Below are 18,179 nucleotides of genomic sequence, written 5' to 3'. Positions count from 1 at the left end.
TGCGTTGGCGGGCCAGGCGACGCAATTGTCGATCTGGTATTCATGATCGGCGAATCAAAATTCCAAATGTCACCAGAAGCTTCTCAGCATGGTGTGAACGGTCCCTTAAATATCCCGCTACCGCTGGCAAAATTGCCGAGCTCCGATATTGCGTCGCGGCCGAACACGCAAAACCGCGTGCTCGGCGCTTTCTTCGAGCAGTTCTTCACCCGCTCTCACCTGTCCTTGTGCTGGGACGAGGAACGCCCTTGGCGTGTGCGGCGTTGGCTGTTCATGTCTCGATCCGGCTTCTTCGGACCAGGAGCGCGCTATGGCGACGACCGTGCTTGCAATTGGCATCGATCCCGCATTCGCGGATTTCAGCGCCTTTCCGCAGCTCACGCCGGACCTCATCAGGAACTATATCGACGCGCAGATCGATCAGTTGCGCAGCCACGGCTATGAGGCGGACGCCTGCCTGGTCGACCTCGGCGATACGGCGGAGCAGGTGGTCGCTTCGGCGCTGCAGTCGAAGCGGTTCGACTGCGTCGTCATCGGCGCGGGCTTGCGCGAACCCTCCGCCCACCTCCTGCTGTTCGAGAAGATCCTCAATCTGGTCCACCGGCTGGCGCCGGAGGCCTCCATCTGCTTCAATACCACGCCTGCCGACACGATCGATGCGGTGCGGCGCTGGGTCGGGCCGTAACTCTTCGGCGATGCGAACGATCCGAGTGTTTCTCTCTCGAAGCTCCGCACACAATCACAACACTGATGTACCCCGACCGGGGAATCTCGTCAGGGCGCCGAGGGATGGAGTCTGTCGATGTAGTCGGTTACCTCCTTGTATGTGACCGGCTTGGCAAGGCTTTTCATCGGCGGCTCGCTACCTTTGCGGATCTCCAGGCTTTTTCCGTCACGAGCGTGCGTGACCTGATAACCGCGATACAACCAGGTTTTGCCTTCGGTCCAAGTCGGTCGTTCTTGCATCGGATCATCACTCCCTGACTGATCGGTTAACCTCTGGCGCCGGCGGTTAGTCTCTCAACAATCGAACGTGGTGTCACGGCGCCATCGCAATCGCACTAGATTGTGAACGTCGATTAATGAACGCTCGAGTAGTCGTTCGATACCAAGCTTTGCAGACGACGATTTATTGCAGTCACGTTTCCCACAGCAAAGATGCTAGCAAATGGCACCAAATCCGATCGTTATCGAAAACCAGAACACCGGCACCCCTCAAGACGTATGGGACCTCAGCGGTCCGGCGGCCACCAATATAGAAGGCTTCGCCACCAGCATCAGTGTCAATAGTGGAAGCCAGATCGGCTTCAAGATCAATACCGATTCGACGAACTACCGGATCGACATTTATCGCCTTGGCTATTACGGCGGCGCCGGCGCTCGTTTTGTAACGTCCATTCAGCAGAACACCGCGTCGATCCAGCCGTCGCAACCGGACGGTGATCCGTCGATCGGTCTGTACGATGCCGCCAACTGGAACGTCACCGTCACGTGGACCGTCCCCGCGACGGCGGTCTCCGGCGTGTATATCGCAAAGCTTGTCCGTCAGGACACGACAGCCGGCGAAAGCCATATTACCTTTGTCGTCCGCAATGACGGTGTGGCGCGGGACATCGTCTTCAAGACCTGCGACACCACATGGCATGCCTACAACGGCTGGGGCGGTGCAAGCCTGTACGGAGGAAATGCGACGCAGAGTTCTGACGGGCGCGCTTACAAAGTCAGCTACAACCGGCCCTTCGGTACACGTGACGGCATTGGGCTATATGCTGGCCCGCAGGATTTCGTGTTCAGCGCGGAATATGCAGCAATTCGCTGGCTCGAGCGAAACGGATACGATGTGACCTACATCTCAACCGTCGACGCGGGGCCGGGCAACATCCCGCTGACGAACTACAAGGTGTTCATGTCGGTCGGACACGATGAATATTGGTCCGGCGATCTCCGGACCAATGTAGAGGCCGCACGTGATGCGGGCGTGCATCTCATCTTCATGAGCGGCAACGAGGTTTACTGGAAAACGCGATGGGAAGCGGATGCGAACGGCACGGCGAACCGCATTCTCGTCTGCTACAAGGAAACCCACGCCGCCGCAAAAATCGATCCGACGCCGGAGTGGACCGGCACCTGGCGCGATCCGAGCTTCAGCCCTCCGTCCGATGGAGGACGTCCTGAAAATGCGCTGACCGGCACCATCTTCCAGGTGGATTCATTTCGCGGCGACAAGATCACGATTCCTTCGGACCTCGCACAGTTCAGATTCTGGCGGAATACGGCGGTGCAAGCCGGCCAGACCAACTCTCTGGCAATCGGTATGCTTGGCTACGAATGGGACGAAGCGCCTGACAACGGCTTCCGGCCGGGCGGATTGATTGCGGTGTCATCGACGGTCCTTCCGGTGGACACCTATCTGCTCGATTATGGCAACACCACCGGCGCCCGAACTGCGACACATAATCTCGTCCTGTATCGCGCGTCGAGCGGGGCAATCGTGTTCGGTACGGGAACGGTCTTCCTGTCTTTTGGCCTCGACACGACGCACGACTACTGCAACCTTGGCAGTGTGGGGCCGACGCCCGAGGATCCCAACGTACAGCAGGCCATGGTGAACGTGTTTGCGGACATGGGCGTGCAGCCGCAAACCCTGCAGACCAACCTCGTTGCCGCCAGTGCATCAACGGATCACACGCCACCGGTCTCGACGATCTCTACTCCCGCTTCAGGTGCAAGCCTTGTCCAGCAGCAAGCGGTGACGATTTCGGGCACCGCTGGAGATGTCGATGGGCTGGTTGCGGTCGTCGAGGTCTCGACCGACGGCGGAACGACCTGGCACCCGGCCACAGGCACCACGAACTGGACATACACGTGGTGGCCACTGCAGCCGGGCACGTTCACCATCAAGTCCCGGGCTGTCGACGACAGCCTCAATATGGAGACACCCGCCGCCGGTGTAACCGTAAGCGTTATACCTGGAGCGGTCGTGAGCCTTTTCACGCCTACTGATGCGCCGTTCGTGGTACTCGCCAACGATCCCCTGGCAATAGAGCTTGGTATCCGAGTGCAGATCAGCGCTGCCGGCACTGTCAGCGGTATCCGTTTCTACAAGGAGCCGCTCAACACCGGCCCGCACGTCGGCAATTTCTGGAGCGCTGACGGAACGTTGCTTGCAACCGCGGCCTTCTCCGGCGAAACGTCAAACGGCTGGCAGCAGGTCAATTTTCCGACTCCGGTCACTGTCAATGCAGGCGCGACATACGTTGCGTCGTACCACACCGCTACGGGCCTCTATTCTGCGGACTTGAACTACTTTCTCAATACGCGGAGCGCGGGTCCGCTGCGCGCACCGGCCGCCGGCGCCAATGGTGTATTTGCCTATGGATCGACGAGCATTTTTCCCGCGAGCTCAAATCTGAAAGGCAATTACTGGGTCGATCTGGTATTCAACCGCGCTGGTGGAACCGGGAATCTTCCACCCATCGCGAATGACGTCGGAGGCTTTATCACCCCTCCGAACTCGATCCTGTCCATTCCGGCCGCCTCGATCCTGGCTAATGATACGGATCCAAATGGCTACACACTATCCATCTCAGGCGTCGGCAGCCCGGTCAATGGAACTGTAAGCTACGATGCAACAACGCAAGTCGTTAGCTTCACGCCGACGACCGGTTACCTTGGGACAGCCAGTTTCATTTATACAATCACCAACGGCCATGGCGGCACCGCCTCCGCGACCGTATCGCTGACCGTGAGTGCCGGCACCGTCAGCCTGTTCGGTCCATCGACGACACCGGCAACGATCACAGTCAGCGACGCCAACCCGGTCGAACTCGGGGTCAAGTTCGAGACATCCGTTGCGGGCCAGGTCCTCGGAATTCTTTTCTACAAGGGTCCGCAAAACACAGGCACGCATGTCGTCAATCTGTGGACCTCGTCGGGTACCCTGCTGGCCAGCGCAACATCCAGCAACGAAACCGCGAGTGGTTGGCAGACCGTGGGTCTGACCACACCGGTGACCTTGACCGCCAATACGATCTATGTCGCTTCCTATCACACCAACGGCTTCTATTCTGTGGACGGGAACTACTTCGCCACTGACCATACCAGTGGGCCGCTCACGGCCCCCAACAGCGCCGGCAGTAACGGCAATGGAGTCTTCTCCTACGGCGCCAGCGGCAGCTTCCCAACCAGCAGTTTCGACGCAAGCAACTATTGGGTCGATGTCCTCTTCAACCCGAGTGGCAGCGGAAACCTACCTCCCGTTGCGAACAACGACAGCGGATTTACAACGCTCCAGAATACAGTCCTTGCCATTCCGGCCGCTACGATTCTGGCCAATGACTCCGATCCCAACGGCTTTGCCCTGTCGATCTCGAGCGTCGGCGCCCCGATCAACGGAACGGTCAGCTACAATGCAACGACGCAGGTGGTCAATTTCACGCCGACCAGCGGTTACCTCGGAGCGGCGAGCTTCACATACACAATCACCAACGGCCACGGAGGGACCGCCTCGGCAACCGTCTCACTGACTGTTATCCCATCCGCTGCCATCAGCCTCTTCACCGCCACGACCAGCCCGGCAAACATCACGGTCAACGATTCCAGCGCGGTCGAACTCGGGGTCAAGTTCGAGACGTCGACCGGCGGCCTCGTCTTTGCAATTCTCTTTTACAAAGGGCCGCAGAACACTGGTCCGCATATCATCAACCTATGGACTGAGACCGGGACCCTGCTAGCCAGCGCGACATCCACCAACGAGACCCCCGGCGGCTGGCAAACTGTCAATCTCGCTACACCGGTGGCTTTGACCGCCAACACGATCTACGTCGCTTCTTATCACTGTAACGGCTTTTACTCGGCGGACTCCAACTATTTCGCCGCCGACCATGTCAACGGCGCACTTACGGCGCCGGCCAGCGCGAGCAGCGGAGGCAATGGTGTCTATGTCTACGGCACCAGCAGCAGCTTCCCGACAAATACCTTCGGCGCCAATAACTACTGGGTCGACGTGCTGTTCGTCGCCGGCGCTGGGCCGTAAGCGAGACAAGCGGGAAATGCAAAGTGAACCGGCTGCCGACTCAACCAATGGCACCACGCTCTAAGCCGAGGCCGCGATCAAGCCCTTCTTGATCGCGGCGTCCTCGCTGCTGAAGATGGCCATCGCCGTGAGCATGCGCCGGAAGCCGAGTTTTTCGTAAAGTCCCTCAGTCCCGGGATTGGCGTACAGGATGATCTTCCTGTGGCCGCGCGACAGATCCCGCAATCGCGTCGCGATCTCCTTGCCGAGGCCTCGCCCCTGAAAATGCGGATGGACCGCAATGTCGCAAATGTAGGAGCAATCGACACCATCAGCGACGGCGCGTCCTGCGCCGGCCAGGATGCCGTCGTCGAACGCGAAGCATTTGTACATGCTGTTTCCGAACGCGCGCTTCAGCTCCTCCGGTTTCTTGTCGCCCAGCGGAGCGATCCGATAGAGCTCCGACAGCGCATTCCAGTCGATCCGGTCCTGGTCGGATGTCCATTCCATGTCGTTGCTCCTCTCGGATCATGTGCTAGAGCAGATTTGGTCAGAATGATCATTGATCATGGCCTATGCTGCAAATGTCGTTTGAAAGGCTAGTCGCTTCGGGGATCATCCAAGGGCGACGACGTCCGGCCAAAACGGCGCTCAAGATAGGTCACGCCAAAGGAAACGATGTCCTGCGCGTCGAACAGGTAGCAGGATGCGTCTCCTACTCGGTCAATCCGGTGCCGATCGAGGGCAGCGTATGCATGCGCGATCGTTTCGACCGCGTCAGGCTCTCCGTCGACCGTGAAGCGATCGAGGATGCCGTTCGAGTCGAAATCCTCGGCCCACTCCCAGACGGTTTGACCATCGGGGCCAAGTAGCGGCATCTCATAGGTCACGCGGCGTTTACCAGGAATATCGGCAATAGCCTCGGCATAGTGCAGTGCGGTGACTGAGTTCAGCGGAGCGCCTAGCAGAAGAACTTTTCCGCCCAGCTCGACGAAACGTTCGAGGGGCGAGCCTTTTCCCAACGCCTGACCAAGGTGATGAGACTTTGTCAAAGTTTCTGCGAGAGGACCTATAGCGACCATCGATGCGTCCGGATGTGCGCTACGTCGCGCACCGGGGGTCTGGACAAGGAACTGATTGAGCAGGCCGAAGCCCGCATATGTTCCAGAGGTTGCAGGGTCAAACGGAGGCCAGGTGCGACGGAGTTCTTCGTCCATCTGAGCGCCGTTCAATGTTTCCTCGTACGGTGATCGGTCCCATGAGGCATAGCCCATTACGGTACCCGTCGGCCCGACGGCGTCGAGAAGAGCGTCGACGACGGTGGCCGCGCCGCCCTCGACACTACCGATGGCCTTCAACGAGGCATGGACCATCACGAGATCTCCCGGTTGGACGCCCAGTCGTTGAAGGTCTGCTGTGATTTCGGTTCTTGCTCTCATTGGAATCTCTCTCCCAGTTTCTTCTCGGCTGGATCGGCCGTGCCGAGGGGCCGACCTCGAGGAAAAGTACCAGTAGGAGGTAAGCCGGCGGTACGTATTGGTCGACGTAGCTGACCGTCAGGGCAAACCGGGGCGCTGAAACCAGCATGGATTCAAATCAGCCGCATCCCCTTCAAGCTCGCATGCCCGTTCTTGCCGACGATAATGTGGTCATGCACGGAGATGCCGAGTGGCTTGGCGATGTCGATGATCGCTTTCGTCATCTGGATGTCGGCCTGCGAGGGCGTCGGGTCGCCGGAAGGGTGGTTGTGCACCAGCAAACTCAAAGTGAAATCTCGTTAGAAAACAACAGTTTCCGATATGATCCAAAATCACTGGGGTATTGGTCGGGGGTAGGTGCATCATGCTCAATCGTGATAAGCCTTGGCAAGCACACGGAGTTCTTGTCAGCAATCGACGATCCCACCAAATCACGGATTCCGAATCGATATCAACCTTGTCGCAACCGTTGTCGTCGCAACTCAGATCCGGTGCGTTTGTTTCGTGTGATCGACGATGGCACGGTTACTCACTCGCCTCTTCCATAAGGAGTAGTCTGGAGCGTCAGCAGACGATGAGGTTCCGGCTTTCCCAACGATCGAGTTCCTCAAGGGGATAGAGAACGGTCTTGCCGATTTTTAGGAACGATGGTCCAACTCTCATGGAGCGCCAGTTGCGTAAGGTGCCCTCGCTGACCTGGCCGCGGTAGCGTTCGATAACCTCGTTGAGCGTCAGGAACATTCGGTCGGACATGTCTGTCGTCCTTGTTGTCCGGACACTTCCGGCAGCAAGACGAACGATCGTGTTCCGCGGTCTCGTCCTAGCCGCCGCGGAGGCCCAGGATTGAAAGATCACCCCCGTCTGATGCCGGGCACGAAAACTCGCCTAGCGTATCATCGAGAGGCTGGTGTTGTGGAGCGAGTTATTGACTGTCAACCGTTGAAGCGGATTAACCGAGGAGCCTCTTTCATCCGGAATTCGGCAGCATCTTCTGGAGTATTGCCTCGACCGAGTGCGGCGTAATCCCAAGTTCAACAAATCCAGGCACCTCCGGCGATGACACGGTGTCGATTTGCATCAGTTCTACTTGATTGCGCGTGAGGAGTGGACTCGGGAGTATTTCGGAGGCCCAAGCGAGTGCATGCCAAACGGCAAACGGGATTGGAATCAGTCGAGGCGCAAGTCCAGCTTGGTGCGCCACCACTCTAAGAAACTCCTCGTAAGAGTAGACACGAGGGCCGCCTAACTCGAAGATCGTTGAAGGTGTCTCCGCTCGCTGCATGATCTGACCAATCGCCTCCGCAACATCCTCCACATAGGCCGGCTGCAATCTGGTCGCGCCGCGGCCGAACATCGGATAGATTGGAAGCCGGCGGAGGAGTGTGAGGATGGTATTGAGAAACGCGTCGTCCGGTCCGAACATCACCGCCGGGCGGATGAAAAGTGCCTCGACGAACGCGGCCCGGACTGCCAGTTCGCCTTCGCCGCGCTTTCGGATGTAGCGGGATGGCGAAGCGGCGTCGGCGCCGATTCCTGAAATATGAATGAGCCGATCGACTCCGGCACGGTGTGCTTGAGCCGCTACCCGTTGGGCAGACTCGACGTGAGCGGAATGAAAAGTCTCCTGTCCGTGCTCAACGTAAAGGCTAACCGCATTTACAACGCCGTAGGCGCCGGCAAGCGCATCCGCGACTGACCGCTCGTCTTGAATATCCGCCTGGATGGATTGAAGCTGCGGATCATCAGGGCCAAACTGTCTGTCCCCCAGATCCGGGTGCCTTGACGCGATCCGAACGGGAAATCCGCGAGAGCGCAGATGCCGAACGATGCGGCGGCCGAGAAAGCCGGTTCCGCCGAACACGGTGACGGTGCGACCGTTCGTGGCACCACGGTTCAATTTCGCCAGTTCATATCGTAGCTTCTCACTGCTTGAAGTCGAGGGACCTATCCGGGGCGATCAAGTAACCACTCGCCATGATGCTTTCACAGGCAGTCCCTTGAGTTTATCGGTGCTCAGAGAGACAGTGGCATAACTCCAGCCGAATTGGATCTCAGGGTGATGGCTGTCGGTCTCGGCAAGCTCAGTAACTTCCTAAACAATGTCGAGCGCTTCCTGGAAATTGTGGAATCGAGCGGTCCTCTGATGCGGCGGTCCGCCCGCCGTTAGCTATTGATTGTTTGCTGGTGCGCCCGGAAGCACGGCTGCCACACCTTCCGGATTGATGTTGAACGCCAAGAACACCAACGGCTCGTTGCCTGGGTTTCCCCATTGATGCACGACGGCGTAGGGTTCGTAGATCAAGGAGCCTGGTCCCCTTGCTTCTGTCTTGCCGTCTACCGTGTTCGCCCCGGTGCCGGAAATGATAAAGTACAAAGCCGCGCCCGACCGATGGTGTGGCGGGTTGGAGGGCATCCTCGCCGGAAATGTGACTCGCGTGAGATTGAGATCATAACCGCCTGGCTTCAGGTCGGCGATCGGATTTGCTGTGCGATATAATTCTCTCACCGCGGCAGGTGCCGTCTCGGCAGGCCGACCCAGGTCCACAGCGGGAGTAAGGAAAAAGTGGAGGAACGTAGATGGCCCCGCGCTACCCGCCGCCAGAGTCGCGGTCTTTCCGCCGGCGACGAACAGCCCCTCGCCGGCGTTGAGCGTTTTGGTCTTGCCATCGAGCACGACCTCGGTCGATCCTGACATCTGGTAGAGGATGCCGTTGGCCGCCGAGACGGCGCTCTTCTCGTCCGGCTGAAGAGTGACGCTCACCGCTTTAAAGTGGAGCGGCACGTCCGTGACGGTCGGCAGTTTGGTTGCGGCGACCACTGTTCGTGTAATTGCCGGTGGAGCGGGGGCGGTTTGCGCGGTCCCGGAGGCGGGAAACGCCATCGCGCCGAGCAACAGTAGTCCGATTGTCCTGAACTGCATGATTGCCTCCCAGGTTCAGCGGATAGTCGGAACACCATACGCTCTCCGAGCGCCTCTTGGAATGGCAGGCTGCTTCGAGATGCTATTGGACTGAACCCGCGAGCAATAGCCGAGCGAAACTGAGTTCGTGGCCATCGGGGTCAATTAGGTGGAAGAAACGCTCACCCCATTCGGCATCGAGGGGCACGGTAGCTGGCTGGTATCCCGCTGCGAGTGCACGGTCGTAAAGTGCGTCAACATCGGCAACGTAGAAGATTACCCGCCCCCACCAGGACCAGCGCCGCTCGGTAGGTTGGGTGATGAGGTTGAGATAGCTCGTTCCTGCTCGAAAGCTGGTGAATGACGAATCTTCCCCGCCATGCAGGACCTCAAACCCGAGCGCGCAGTAGAATCGGACTGCTCGTGGCATTTCGTGGGTGCCCAGTGTGACCGCGCTAATCCCCTCGATCATGGACAGAACTCTCCTGTTTCATTTTCCAGGGTCGGCGTCGCGACCCTAACAGAAAGTCTGTTTAGCGCTAAAGCGCAAAGGCACTTCCTTCGAAAAGTCGCGATCGTCCGATCGATGACAAGATCGCGATTTTCACGTTTACGGCCGCCCTTCACAACGTGCCGACCTGATACTTCCCGGACGGCCGCTTGTCAGTGCTTAAATTGCAGAACGGATCAGTGATTTTGTACGGCATGATGTTCGCTTCCGCCGCGTCGGTTGTAGACGGCGAACACTCGGCCGCTCCTAATCGACGAACCAAGTCGGCGGCAAATTGATTCTCTATCTTAGACCGGCCCTATAGATACAAGAGCCGCGAACGGCCGTTCGCGGCTCAACGCGTGCATTTGCGTTAGATCGTCGACGCGAAAGTGATCAGGTCGATACATCGGGCCACCTTAAGTCGGAGTTGGGCGATGGGACCAGAACCATTTGACGAGAGCAAGTGGTGCGAGACCGGAAAGCCGTCAATCAGGCCATCCTCGAAGCCGACTGCGCCGAGGATCGCGACGCGGCTCGCCTCGCGACCCGATGCGCACGCAGCAACGAACCCATATCGCGTGTGGATCGCCGAGTATGCCGGTGCAGCATACCAAGAGGTCGCGGCGAAAGCGCGGGCGCACCTTGATGGTCTTGCCGATCTCTACGCCACGCCGACCCGCGAGGCAGAGCTGATCGCGATTTTTAAGGAAGCCACCCGTCTCGAGGCCGACTTCTGGGAAATGGGCTGGCGTGCGGGCCAACGTGTTGAGTAGTCACTGACTGCGTACCGCGTAGGAAAGCTAGCGAAAAGTGGTTGCCAGCATCTTGCGCGAGCGCGAGGTGGGCGGACCCTCGCAACATTCCCAAATTCAAAGCAAGTCACGTAGAGACCGGTCATGAGGCCTTGTGCCTGCGCAACGCAGGCATATGTGCAAGGTGACTAGCACTCGGCAACCTTGAGTGCCAATTTCAAACAAAAACCAAACCCAGGAGGACCGCCATGAAATTCCGTCCGCTTCACGACGGCGTTGTGGTCAAGCGTATCGAAGCCGAAGAGAAGACCACTGGCGGCATCATCATTCCGGACACTGCCAAGGAAAAGCCCTCACAGGGCGAAATCACGGCGGTCGGCCCAGGCGGCCGCGACGAAGCCGGCAAGCTGATTCCGATCGATCTCAAGGTTGGCGACCGCGTGCTGTTCGGCAAGTGGTCCGGCACCGAGGTCAAGCTCGATGGTCAGGAACTGCTGATCATGAAGGAAAGCGATATCATGGGCGTTCTCACCGACGTCCCGGCCGCCAAGAAGAAGGCCGCGTAAGCGCCAGCTAGACTTCCCTATCCTGAGGAGTCGGCGTAGCCGGCGTCTCGAAGGATGAGGCCCGCATTCAAATCTCATCCCTCAAGAACCCGCACAGTTGCGCGGCCTTTGGGATCTGACCAGTTGAAAACGGAGATCATTATGTCAGCGAAAGAAGTCAAATTCGGCGTCGATGCCCGCGACCGCATGCTGCGCGGCGTCGACATCCTCAACAACGCCGTCAAGGTGACGCTCGGCCCCAAGGGCCGCAACGTCGTACTCGAGAAGTCGTTCGGCGCTCCCCGCATCACCAAGGACGGCGTCACCGTCGCCAAGGAGATCGAGCTCGAGGACAAGTTCGAGAACATGGGCGCGCAGATGGTGCGCGAAGTCGCCTCCAAGTCCGCTGACGCGGCCGGCGACGGCACCACCACCGCGACCGTGCTCGCGGCTGCGATCGTCCGTGAAGGCGCCAAGTCGGTTGCCGCCGGCATGAACCCGATGGACCTGAAGCGCGGTATCGACCTAGCGGTGGAAGCCGTGGTCGCCGACCTCGTCAAGAACTCCAAGAAGGTCACCTCGAACGAGGAAATCGCCCAGGTCGGCACCATCTCCGCCAACGGCGACGCCGAAATCGGCAAGTTCCTTTCCGACGCCATGAAGAAGGTCGGCAACGAGGGGGTCATCACGGTCGAGGAAGCCAAGTCGCTGGAGACCGAACTCGAGGTGGTCGAAGGCATGCAGTTCGATCGCGGCTACATCTCGCCCTACTTCGTCACCAACGCCGACAAGATGCGCGTTGAAATGGATGATGTCTACATTCTCGTCTACGAGAAGAAGCTGTCCTCGCTGAACGAGTTGCTGCCGCTGCTCGAGGCCGTGGTGCAGACCGGCAAGCCGCTGGTCATCGTCGCTGAAGACGTCGAAGGCGAGGCGCTCGCCACCCTCGTCGTCAACCGCCTGCGTGGCGGGTTGAAGGTCGCGGCCGTCAAGGCACCGGGGTTCGGTGATCGCCGCAAGGCCATGCTGCAGGACATCGCGGTTCTGACCGGCGGCCAGGCGATCTCGGAAGATCTCGGCATCAAGCTCGAGAACGTCACGCTGCAGATGCTTGGCCGCGCCAAGAAGGTGATGATCGACAAGGAAAACACCACGATCGTCAACGGCGCCGGCAAGAAGGCCGACATTGAGGCGCGCGTGCAGCAGATCAAGGCGCAGATCGAGGAAACCACCTCGGACTACGACCGCGAGAAGCTGCAGGAGCGTCTGGCCAAGCTCGCGGGTGGCGTCGCAGTGATCCGCGTCGGCGGCGCGACCGAAGTCGAGGTGAGGGAGCGCAAGGATCGCGTGGATGACGCGATGCATGCGACCCGCGCGGCTGTCGAGGAAGGCATCGTGCCGGGCGGCGGCGTCGCCCTGCTCCGTGCCTCCCAGCACCTCAAGGGGCTTCGCACCAAGAACGACGACCAGAAGACCGGCGTCGAGATCGTGCGCAAGGCGCTTTCCTATCCGGCCCGCCAGATCGCAATGAATGCGGGTGAAGACGGCTCCGTCATTGTCGGCAAGATCCTCGAGAAGGACCAGTACGCCTACGGCTTCGACTCGCAGACCGGCGAGTACGGCAACCTGGTCGGCAAGGGCATCATCGATCCGACCAAGGTGGTTCGCGTAGCGATCCAGAACGCGGCCTCCGTTGCGGCGCTGCTGATCACCACCGAAGCCATGGTGGCCGAGGTGCCGAAGAAGAACGCAGGCGCCGGCATACCTGCGGGTGGCGGCATGGGCGCCATGGGTGGTATGGATTTCTAAGTCCAACCGTGCAGCGCTCAAAAGAAAAAGAAAGGCCCGGCAGCTATGCCCGGCCTTTCTGCATTTTCGTGCGTTTGATCGCGGTTGCCCTGCTCAATTTGCCACACAGGTCGTAATACTGACGTCAGTAAATGGTCCGGATCGGCTTTCAGCGCGCGCTCGTACCAGGCCTGCGAGAATTTGTAGTCGCCGGGCTTGCGATAGGAATAGCCGATCAGATTGCCCACGTTCGGGGTGATCGTCGTGGCCAAGTGCCTTTAACTGCTCGCCTGCGTCTGGGACTGAGTTGAATTGCAGTAACGCTGCTTCCTTCGCCATGCCGGCCGACGCCAGGCGCCACCGTCCCGCAGTCTCGGGGCGGCTCACGATGGCCACGAACGATCCGAATTCGGCAGGATGCAAGCGTCACAACGGCCGAACCAGCGATAGTGGTTGCGCGCGACCAAGTCATAGATCGCGTCGCGGATCATCCGTGGGATGAATTGCAAGATCCACGTCCACTGTAGAGTCAGGAACGAAAGTATCGGCTACATAGTTTTTATCGACCGAACCAAACCGGATAATAGTGTGCGTATAAATCCAGCCACCCGGCACTCTGAAACGAAACATGGTTTCGTCATACTGACCGGAGACATGATCTTTAAAGACTTCTTCGTGCGCGCGAAGCTTTTGCTTAGGCATGAACATCTTTCGAGTGCCGCGGCCAACAGCTACCAAAATCAACTGACTCGCCACGCTTCAAAGACAAAGCTGCGAGGCGGTTGACTTGCTCACCGTTCGACAGACGGCCGTTGTCCCTCTCCAAGACCGCTCTTGAGCGTACCGCAAAAGGTACGCACCGGCGATGTGGTGATGGATGCCTTCCAGTCGATCCATCCAGGTCGTCCATGGCAGCGGAGCTGAATTGCGCATGCCACTTCCGAACCACCATCTGGTCATAGTCGTAGTGCCGAAATCCGACTCGTGTGAGCGGCATGTCACAAGACCTTCTTCTTACGAAACATCCGCCATCTGTTCGCGGGGCAGATCTCAAGCCAGCCTATGAAATGCCGGCGGCAAAGGCTCGCGCACGAGTTCACTTAGATTTAGAACCTCGCCGCTTTCCGTGATGTCCGAGACCAGAACCTCGACAAAGGGATGTTGGCGGTTGGCCGCGGCGCCGCGCTGGTATTTCGCGCTCACGATCCGCTCAAGCGCCGCAAGGTTCAGCTTGCCAAGCGCGTTGTATTGACTGCGGAACAGACTTTGTCTTCCACCAAGGTGCTCAATCGACTCGGCCCAGACGTCCATCACCTTGCGGCCTATGAACGCTTCGACCGGTTCAGTTCCATCTCGGGCAAAAAGCCGCAACCCGTCCATGGCATGCGGTCCGTCATCGATGCGGAATTGTGTGAGCGACATGGAGTCCTCCTCTTGTTGGCGTACGTTCACACCACGACTCCTCGCGGAACGCGGCCTTCGCCCACCACGACGGCGCGGCGGCGCCTCAATGGCGCATCGCGCCGGACATCCGCTGCCGCGGCATCACCACTGGATAATGACCGCTCCGGCAATCATCAGACCGAGGAAAACCGGCACCATTATTGGAGGGACGATCCACTCATGCAGTTTGAATTTTGGGATGGTGGACACACTGACCTCCCTCTCTGTGGCGGGAGTACAGGTCTCTCAGTCACCGATAGCAGCCAGGGGTGGACGGTGATCTTTGTAGCAGACGCCCTTTCTTGCACGATGTCGAGAGAAATCGCCAAGGCAATGGCTGTAAGCACTGTTTCTACTATAGCGACCGCGAATCGCGAAAAGCTTGCTATTGGGTGCCGAGTATCCATATGACCAATAGCGTCACCGGCTTCCTGCAAGAAGGCGTCCGGAGGCGCGACGCCTTAGCCACACAAATCGTAATCGACGAGATCGAGCAACGGCACGTCGCTCCGGCGTGCGCGTCACGCGTCAGGACAACCATGCCCATCGAACGCGCTTCCGTGCGGGCCATGCACAAGCCCTGGGGCGTCAGCGATCTCCAGCCATGGAGCGACATCGACGGCACGGGTGACGCCGTGGGCGAGCTGTGGTTCGAGCGAGCCGACAAGAACGCTCCTGTCCCTGCGCTGCTGCTCAAGCTGTTGTTCACAAGCGGGCCATTGTCCATCCAGGTCCATCCGGACGACACCTTCGCGCGCGCGATGGGGATGCCGAACGGCAAGAGCGAAGCATGGTACATCATCTCGGCGAAATCGGGCGCGCAGATCGGCATTGGTTTGAACCGCCGGGTAACGCCGCGGGAATTGCGGGCGTCGATCTCGAACCGCTCGATCGTTGAACTGGTTCAATGGCGTTCAGTTGCGAAAGGCGATGTCATCTTCATCCCTGCCGGCACAATCCACGCGCTCGGTGCCGGCATCGTGCTGGCCGAAATTCAGCAGCGCAGCGACACCACGTTCCGCCTGTTTGACTATGACAGACACCGTGAATTGCACATCAACAATGCGGTCGCCGGTGCCAACGCGTGGCCGCTTCCATCCCCAGCCAATCCGACCCGGCTCACGGATGAACGGACGGTTCTCGTAGCCAGCCGGCATTTCGTGCTCGAGCGCGTTGACCTGCAGGAGGCTTCAAGCTGGGCACTGGTTGCGGAACCGGAGACGTGGATTCTTGTTCTCGACGGCCATGCGGCGATCGGATTGGCCACGGTATCAATCGGGCAGGTGGTATTCGTTGGCGGTGGTCGCAGCAGCATCGAGGTTGGCCCCAATGGGTTGACCGCCCTGATTGCGTATCCGGCGGCCCAGCCAATCGATTCGCTTTTACAGAGGCTCTGCGAGCTTTCGACCCCACTCGTTCAATCAGCCGCGCCCGCTGATCTGATCGCCCACGCAAAGGCGCGTACGTGACGCCGCCCCGCAGGATTGCGCTGATCGGCAATTCGCTGCCTCGCCGCTGCGGCATTGCAACATTCACGACCGACCTGCTACGCGCGATCTCGAATTCAGGACCAAGCCTGCAGGCCTGCGTCGTGGCGATGACCGACCGCGATCAGACCTATGACTATCCCGCGTCGGTCGTCCTGCAGATCAGGGACGACAACCTTCAGGAGTATGCCCGCGCCGCAGCTTCCCTGAACGCCGGTCGATTTGACGTCGTCTGCCTGCAGCACGAATTCGGGATTTTCGGCGGCGACGCCGGCGCCCACATCCTCGAATTGCTGACGCGCCTAACCATGCCGGTTGTCACCACACTGCACACTGTTCTGGCAAGCCCCAGCGCAATCCAGCGCACGGTAACGGAGCGAATCGTCGAGGCGTCCGCGAAGGTCGTCGTGATGGCCGACAAGGGCCGTGAGCTACTGCATTGCGTCTATCGGGTGCCGCACGAGAAGATCGAAGTCATTGCCCATGGCATCCCCGACTTTCCGTTTGTCGCGCCGGACCCGGCAAAAGCAAGATTGGGATTCAGCGGCCGCTCCGTCATTCTGACGTTCGGGCTGTTGTCGCCCAGCAAAGGCATCGAGGTCATGATCGACGCCATGCCTTCGATCCTGAAACGACGACCGGATGCGGTCTATGTCGTGCTCGGCGCGACGCATCCCAACCTGGTTCGCGATCAAGGTGAAGCCTATCGCGAAAGCCTGACGGCCCGCGTGCGCGAACTCGGCGTTGAAGATCACGTCGTATTTCTCAATCAGTTCGTTGATCAGGCCACGCTGCTCGAGTTCATCTCAATGTGCGATGTTTACGTCACGCCCTACCTCAACGAGGCGCAGATGACGTCGGGTACGCTGGCCTACAGCTTTGGCCTCGGCAAACCTGTCGTCTCGACACCCTATTGGCATGCGCGCGAGCTATTGGCCGATGGGCGCGGCATCCTCGTTTCCTTTGGGGATGCAGCGGGGATCGGCCACGAAATCGCTGAATTGCTCACCGACGCCCCCCGCCGGCAGGCGATGCGCAAGCGGGCCTATGCCACCAGCCGGTCGATGACATGGGAGCGCACCGCCGAGCGTTACATAACCACCTTCGAGCATGCGCGGCAGGGCCACCGGCTGAAGGTGATCGCGCGCGCCGCGCCTGAGGCGATCGCGCCGCTCAGCCCCGCGGGAGCGCCCGACATGCGATTGGAGCACTTTCTATCGATGTGCGACGATACCGGCCTGTTCCAGCACGCCGTGCATTCGGTACCCGATCGCGCGCACGGTTATTGCGTGGACGACAACGCCCGCGCGTTGCTATTGGCTTGCGCACTCAATGAACCGGGCGAGCAGCCCCTTCCGGAAATTCTGACGGGCTGCTTTGCAGCTTTCGTGCAGCATGCCTGGAATCCCGACACCAGACGATTTCGTAACTTCATGGGCTTCAACCGGACCTGGCTCGAGGACAGGGGGTCCGAGGACAGTCACGGGCGAACGTTGTGGGCCCTGGGCGGTTGCGCGCGCAAGGACGCCAGCGCGTCACGACGTCGCTGGGCCGCTACCCTGTTTGCCGAAGCACTACCTGCCGCGGCAGCGTTTCGTTCACCTCGCGCATGGGCCTTCACGTTGCTTGGTCTGGACGCCTATTGTGCGACAGCTCCCGATGATCTTCACGCCCGGGAAATCCGTAATCTTCTTGCCGGCAAGCTGATGTCCAGTCTGTTGTCGGTCGAGACGCCGGACTGGGTGTGGTTCGAGGAGGGCCTCGCTTACGACAATGCGCGCTTGCCTCAGGCTTTGGTCGCCACAGGTATGGCGACGCAGACACCCAGCTATGTCGAGGCCGGGCTAAGATCCCTGCGCTGGCTGACGACCCAACAGGGGGCAACGGGCCATTTCAGGCCGGTCGGCACCGCCGGGTTCGGCGATCGGCGAAAACCCCCTCGCGCGTTCGATCAACAGCCGTTGGAGGCAACAGCGACGATTGCGGCCTGTGCCTGACCGCGTGGCGCGCGGACGGCGATGCAGAATGGAAGATGCTCGCGACGAAGGTGTTCTGCTGGTTTCTCGGCAGCAACGATCTGTCGATTGCGCTCGTCGATTCCGAGACAGGCAGTTGCCGCGACGGTCTGCACCCCGATCGTGCCAATGAAAATTGCGGGGGCGAGTCAGTCGTATCCTATCTTCTGGCGGTTGCCGATATCCGTCAGCTTGGGCGCGCTGATGTCAACCCAAAAAACCCGGTATCGCTTCGGGCCGTCGGCACCTGATCTGGTATGACTTG

At 59.6% G+C, this 18,179-nt stretch carries 15 protein-coding genes and 4 pseudogenes; 7 read left to right on the top strand and 12 right to left on the bottom strand.

What is annotated here, in order from left to right:
- Nucleotides 1–310 precede the first annotated feature (310 nt).
- Entirely contained in the window at nucleotides 311–685 is a 375-nt protein-coding gene (locus ACZIRK_RS05620; protein WP_463327058.1) for a hypothetical protein, read from the top strand.
- Nucleotides 686–774: 89 nt separating this feature from the next.
- Here ACZIRK_RS05620 and ACZIRK_RS05615 read toward each other — a convergent pair whose 3' ends face one another.
- Nucleotides 775–966: a hypothetical protein gene (locus ACZIRK_RS05615; RefSeq protein WP_130225277.1), complete on the bottom strand. Its 192-nt coding sequence runs from the start codon at nucleotides 964–966 to the stop codon at nucleotides 775–777.
- Between the two features lie 202 nt (nucleotides 967–1,168).
- On the opposite strand from ACZIRK_RS05615, the gene ACZIRK_RS05610 reads away from it, so the two are divergent.
- Nucleotides 1,169–5,035: a DUF4082 domain-containing protein gene (locus tag ACZIRK_RS05610; RefSeq protein ID WP_463327057.1), complete on the top strand. Its 3,867-nt coding sequence runs from the start codon at nucleotides 1,169–1,171 to the stop codon at nucleotides 5,033–5,035.
- A gap of 60 nt (nucleotides 5,036–5,095) precedes the next feature.
- Here the strand turns inward: ACZIRK_RS05610 and ACZIRK_RS05605 are convergent, their stop codons facing one another.
- The 8 genes and pseudogenes from ACZIRK_RS05605 to ACZIRK_RS05570 form a co-directional block, all read right to left on the bottom strand.
- A complete protein-coding gene (locus ACZIRK_RS05605) occupies nucleotides 5,096–5,524 on the bottom strand; it encodes a GNAT family N-acetyltransferase (protein ID WP_130225279.1) in 429 nt (142 codons plus the stop codon).
- An 89-nt stretch (nucleotides 5,525–5,613) separates the two neighbouring features.
- Nucleotides 5,614–6,453, bottom strand: coding sequence for an aminoglycoside 3-N-acetyltransferase (gene aac(3), locus ACZIRK_RS05600; RefSeq protein ID WP_130225280.1), 840 nt, complete (start codon nucleotides 6,451–6,453; stop codon nucleotides 5,614–5,616).
- Nucleotides 6,454–6,605: 152 nt separating this feature from the next.
- A pseudogene (locus ACZIRK_RS05595) lies at nucleotides 6,606–6,782 on the bottom strand (JAB domain-containing protein); the annotation flags it as partial.
- Between the two features lie 274 nt (nucleotides 6,783–7,056).
- The gene (locus ACZIRK_RS05590; protein WP_130227893.1) at nucleotides 7,057–7,245 is read right to left on the bottom strand and encodes a MerR family transcriptional regulator; all 189 of its coding nucleotides are present in this window, start codon (nucleotides 7,243–7,245) and stop codon (nucleotides 7,057–7,059) included.
- A gap of 214 nt (nucleotides 7,246–7,459) precedes the next feature.
- The gene (locus ACZIRK_RS05585) at nucleotides 7,460–8,389 is read right to left on the bottom strand and encodes a complex I NDUFA9 subunit family protein (protein WP_245474886.1); all 930 of its coding nucleotides are present in this window, start codon (nucleotides 8,387–8,389) and stop codon (nucleotides 7,460–7,462) included.
- Nucleotides 8,390–8,449: 60 nt separating this feature from the next.
- Nucleotides 8,450–8,569, bottom strand: a pseudogene (locus tag ACZIRK_RS05580) (4a-hydroxytetrahydrobiopterin dehydratase family protein); the annotation flags it as partial.
- 90 nt (nucleotides 8,570–8,659) lie between these two features.
- Nucleotides 8,660–9,412 (bottom strand): cupin domain-containing protein, encoded by a 753-nt coding sequence (locus ACZIRK_RS05575; protein WP_130227894.1) that lies wholly within the window; start codon nucleotides 9,410–9,412, stop codon nucleotides 8,660–8,662.
- An 82-nt stretch (nucleotides 9,413–9,494) separates the two neighbouring features.
- Nucleotides 9,495–9,863 carry a VOC family protein gene (locus ACZIRK_RS05570; protein WP_130227895.1) on the bottom strand — a complete coding sequence of 123 codons (369 nt, stop codon included), beginning with the start codon at nucleotides 9,861–9,863 and terminating at the stop codon, nucleotides 9,495–9,497.
- 542 nt (nucleotides 9,864–10,405) lie between these two features.
- Between ACZIRK_RS05570 and ACZIRK_RS05565 the strand changes: the two are divergent.
- The 3 genes and pseudogenes from ACZIRK_RS05565 to groL form a co-directional block, all read left to right on the top strand.
- Nucleotides 10,406–10,657 (top strand): annotated as a pseudogene (locus tag ACZIRK_RS05565) (thiaminase II/PqqC family protein); the annotation flags it as partial.
- A 227-nt stretch (nucleotides 10,658–10,884) separates the two neighbouring features.
- Nucleotides 10,885–11,202, top strand: a complete 318-nt coding sequence (locus tag ACZIRK_RS05560) for a co-chaperone GroES (protein ID WP_130227896.1) — start codon at nucleotides 10,885–10,887, stop codon at nucleotides 11,200–11,202.
- Between the two features lie 141 nt (nucleotides 11,203–11,343).
- Entirely contained in the window at nucleotides 11,344–12,990 is a 1,647-nt protein-coding gene (gene groL, locus ACZIRK_RS05555) for a chaperonin GroEL (protein ID WP_130227897.1), read from the top strand.
- Nucleotides 12,991–13,007: 17 nt separating this feature from the next.
- Here groL and ACZIRK_RS05550 read toward each other — a convergent pair whose 3' ends face one another.
- The 3 genes from ACZIRK_RS05550 to ACZIRK_RS05540 all read right to left on the bottom strand — a co-directional run bounded on the left by ACZIRK_RS05550 (nucleotide 13,008) and on the right by ACZIRK_RS05540 (nucleotide 14,391).
- Nucleotides 13,008–13,241, bottom strand: a complete 234-nt coding sequence (locus ACZIRK_RS05550; protein WP_463327056.1) for a hypothetical protein — start codon at nucleotides 13,239–13,241, stop codon at nucleotides 13,008–13,010.
- 196 nt (nucleotides 13,242–13,437) lie between these two features.
- On the bottom strand, nucleotides 13,438–13,671 hold the full coding sequence (locus ACZIRK_RS05545) for a hypothetical protein (protein ID WP_130227898.1): 234 nt from the start codon (nucleotides 13,669–13,671) through the stop codon (nucleotides 13,438–13,440).
- A gap of 348 nt (nucleotides 13,672–14,019) precedes the next feature.
- Complete coding sequence (locus ACZIRK_RS05540; protein ID WP_130227899.1) at nucleotides 14,020–14,391, bottom strand: signal transduction histidine kinase; 372 nt, start codon at nucleotides 14,389–14,391, stop codon at nucleotides 14,020–14,022.
- A 428-nt stretch (nucleotides 14,392–14,819) separates the two neighbouring features.
- On the opposite strand from ACZIRK_RS05540, the gene ACZIRK_RS05535 reads away from it, so the two are divergent.
- Complete coding sequence (locus ACZIRK_RS05535; RefSeq protein ID WP_463327055.1) at nucleotides 14,820–15,881, top strand: class I mannose-6-phosphate isomerase; 1,062 nt, start codon at nucleotides 14,820–14,822, stop codon at nucleotides 15,879–15,881.
- Nucleotides 15,878–18,165: pseudogene (locus ACZIRK_RS05530) on the top strand (glycosyltransferase family 4 protein). The gene ACZIRK_RS05535 and the pseudogene ACZIRK_RS05530 overlap by 4 nt, the downstream one beginning before the upstream one ends.
- The last annotated feature ends 14 nt before the right edge of the window (nucleotides 18,166–18,179 follow it).

It is taken from the genome of Bradyrhizobium sp. Leo114 (genome assembly GCF_055229415.2).
The sequence above is the reverse complement of the archived record's forward strand: the minus strand, read 5'-3'. Positions and strand labels throughout refer to the sequence as shown.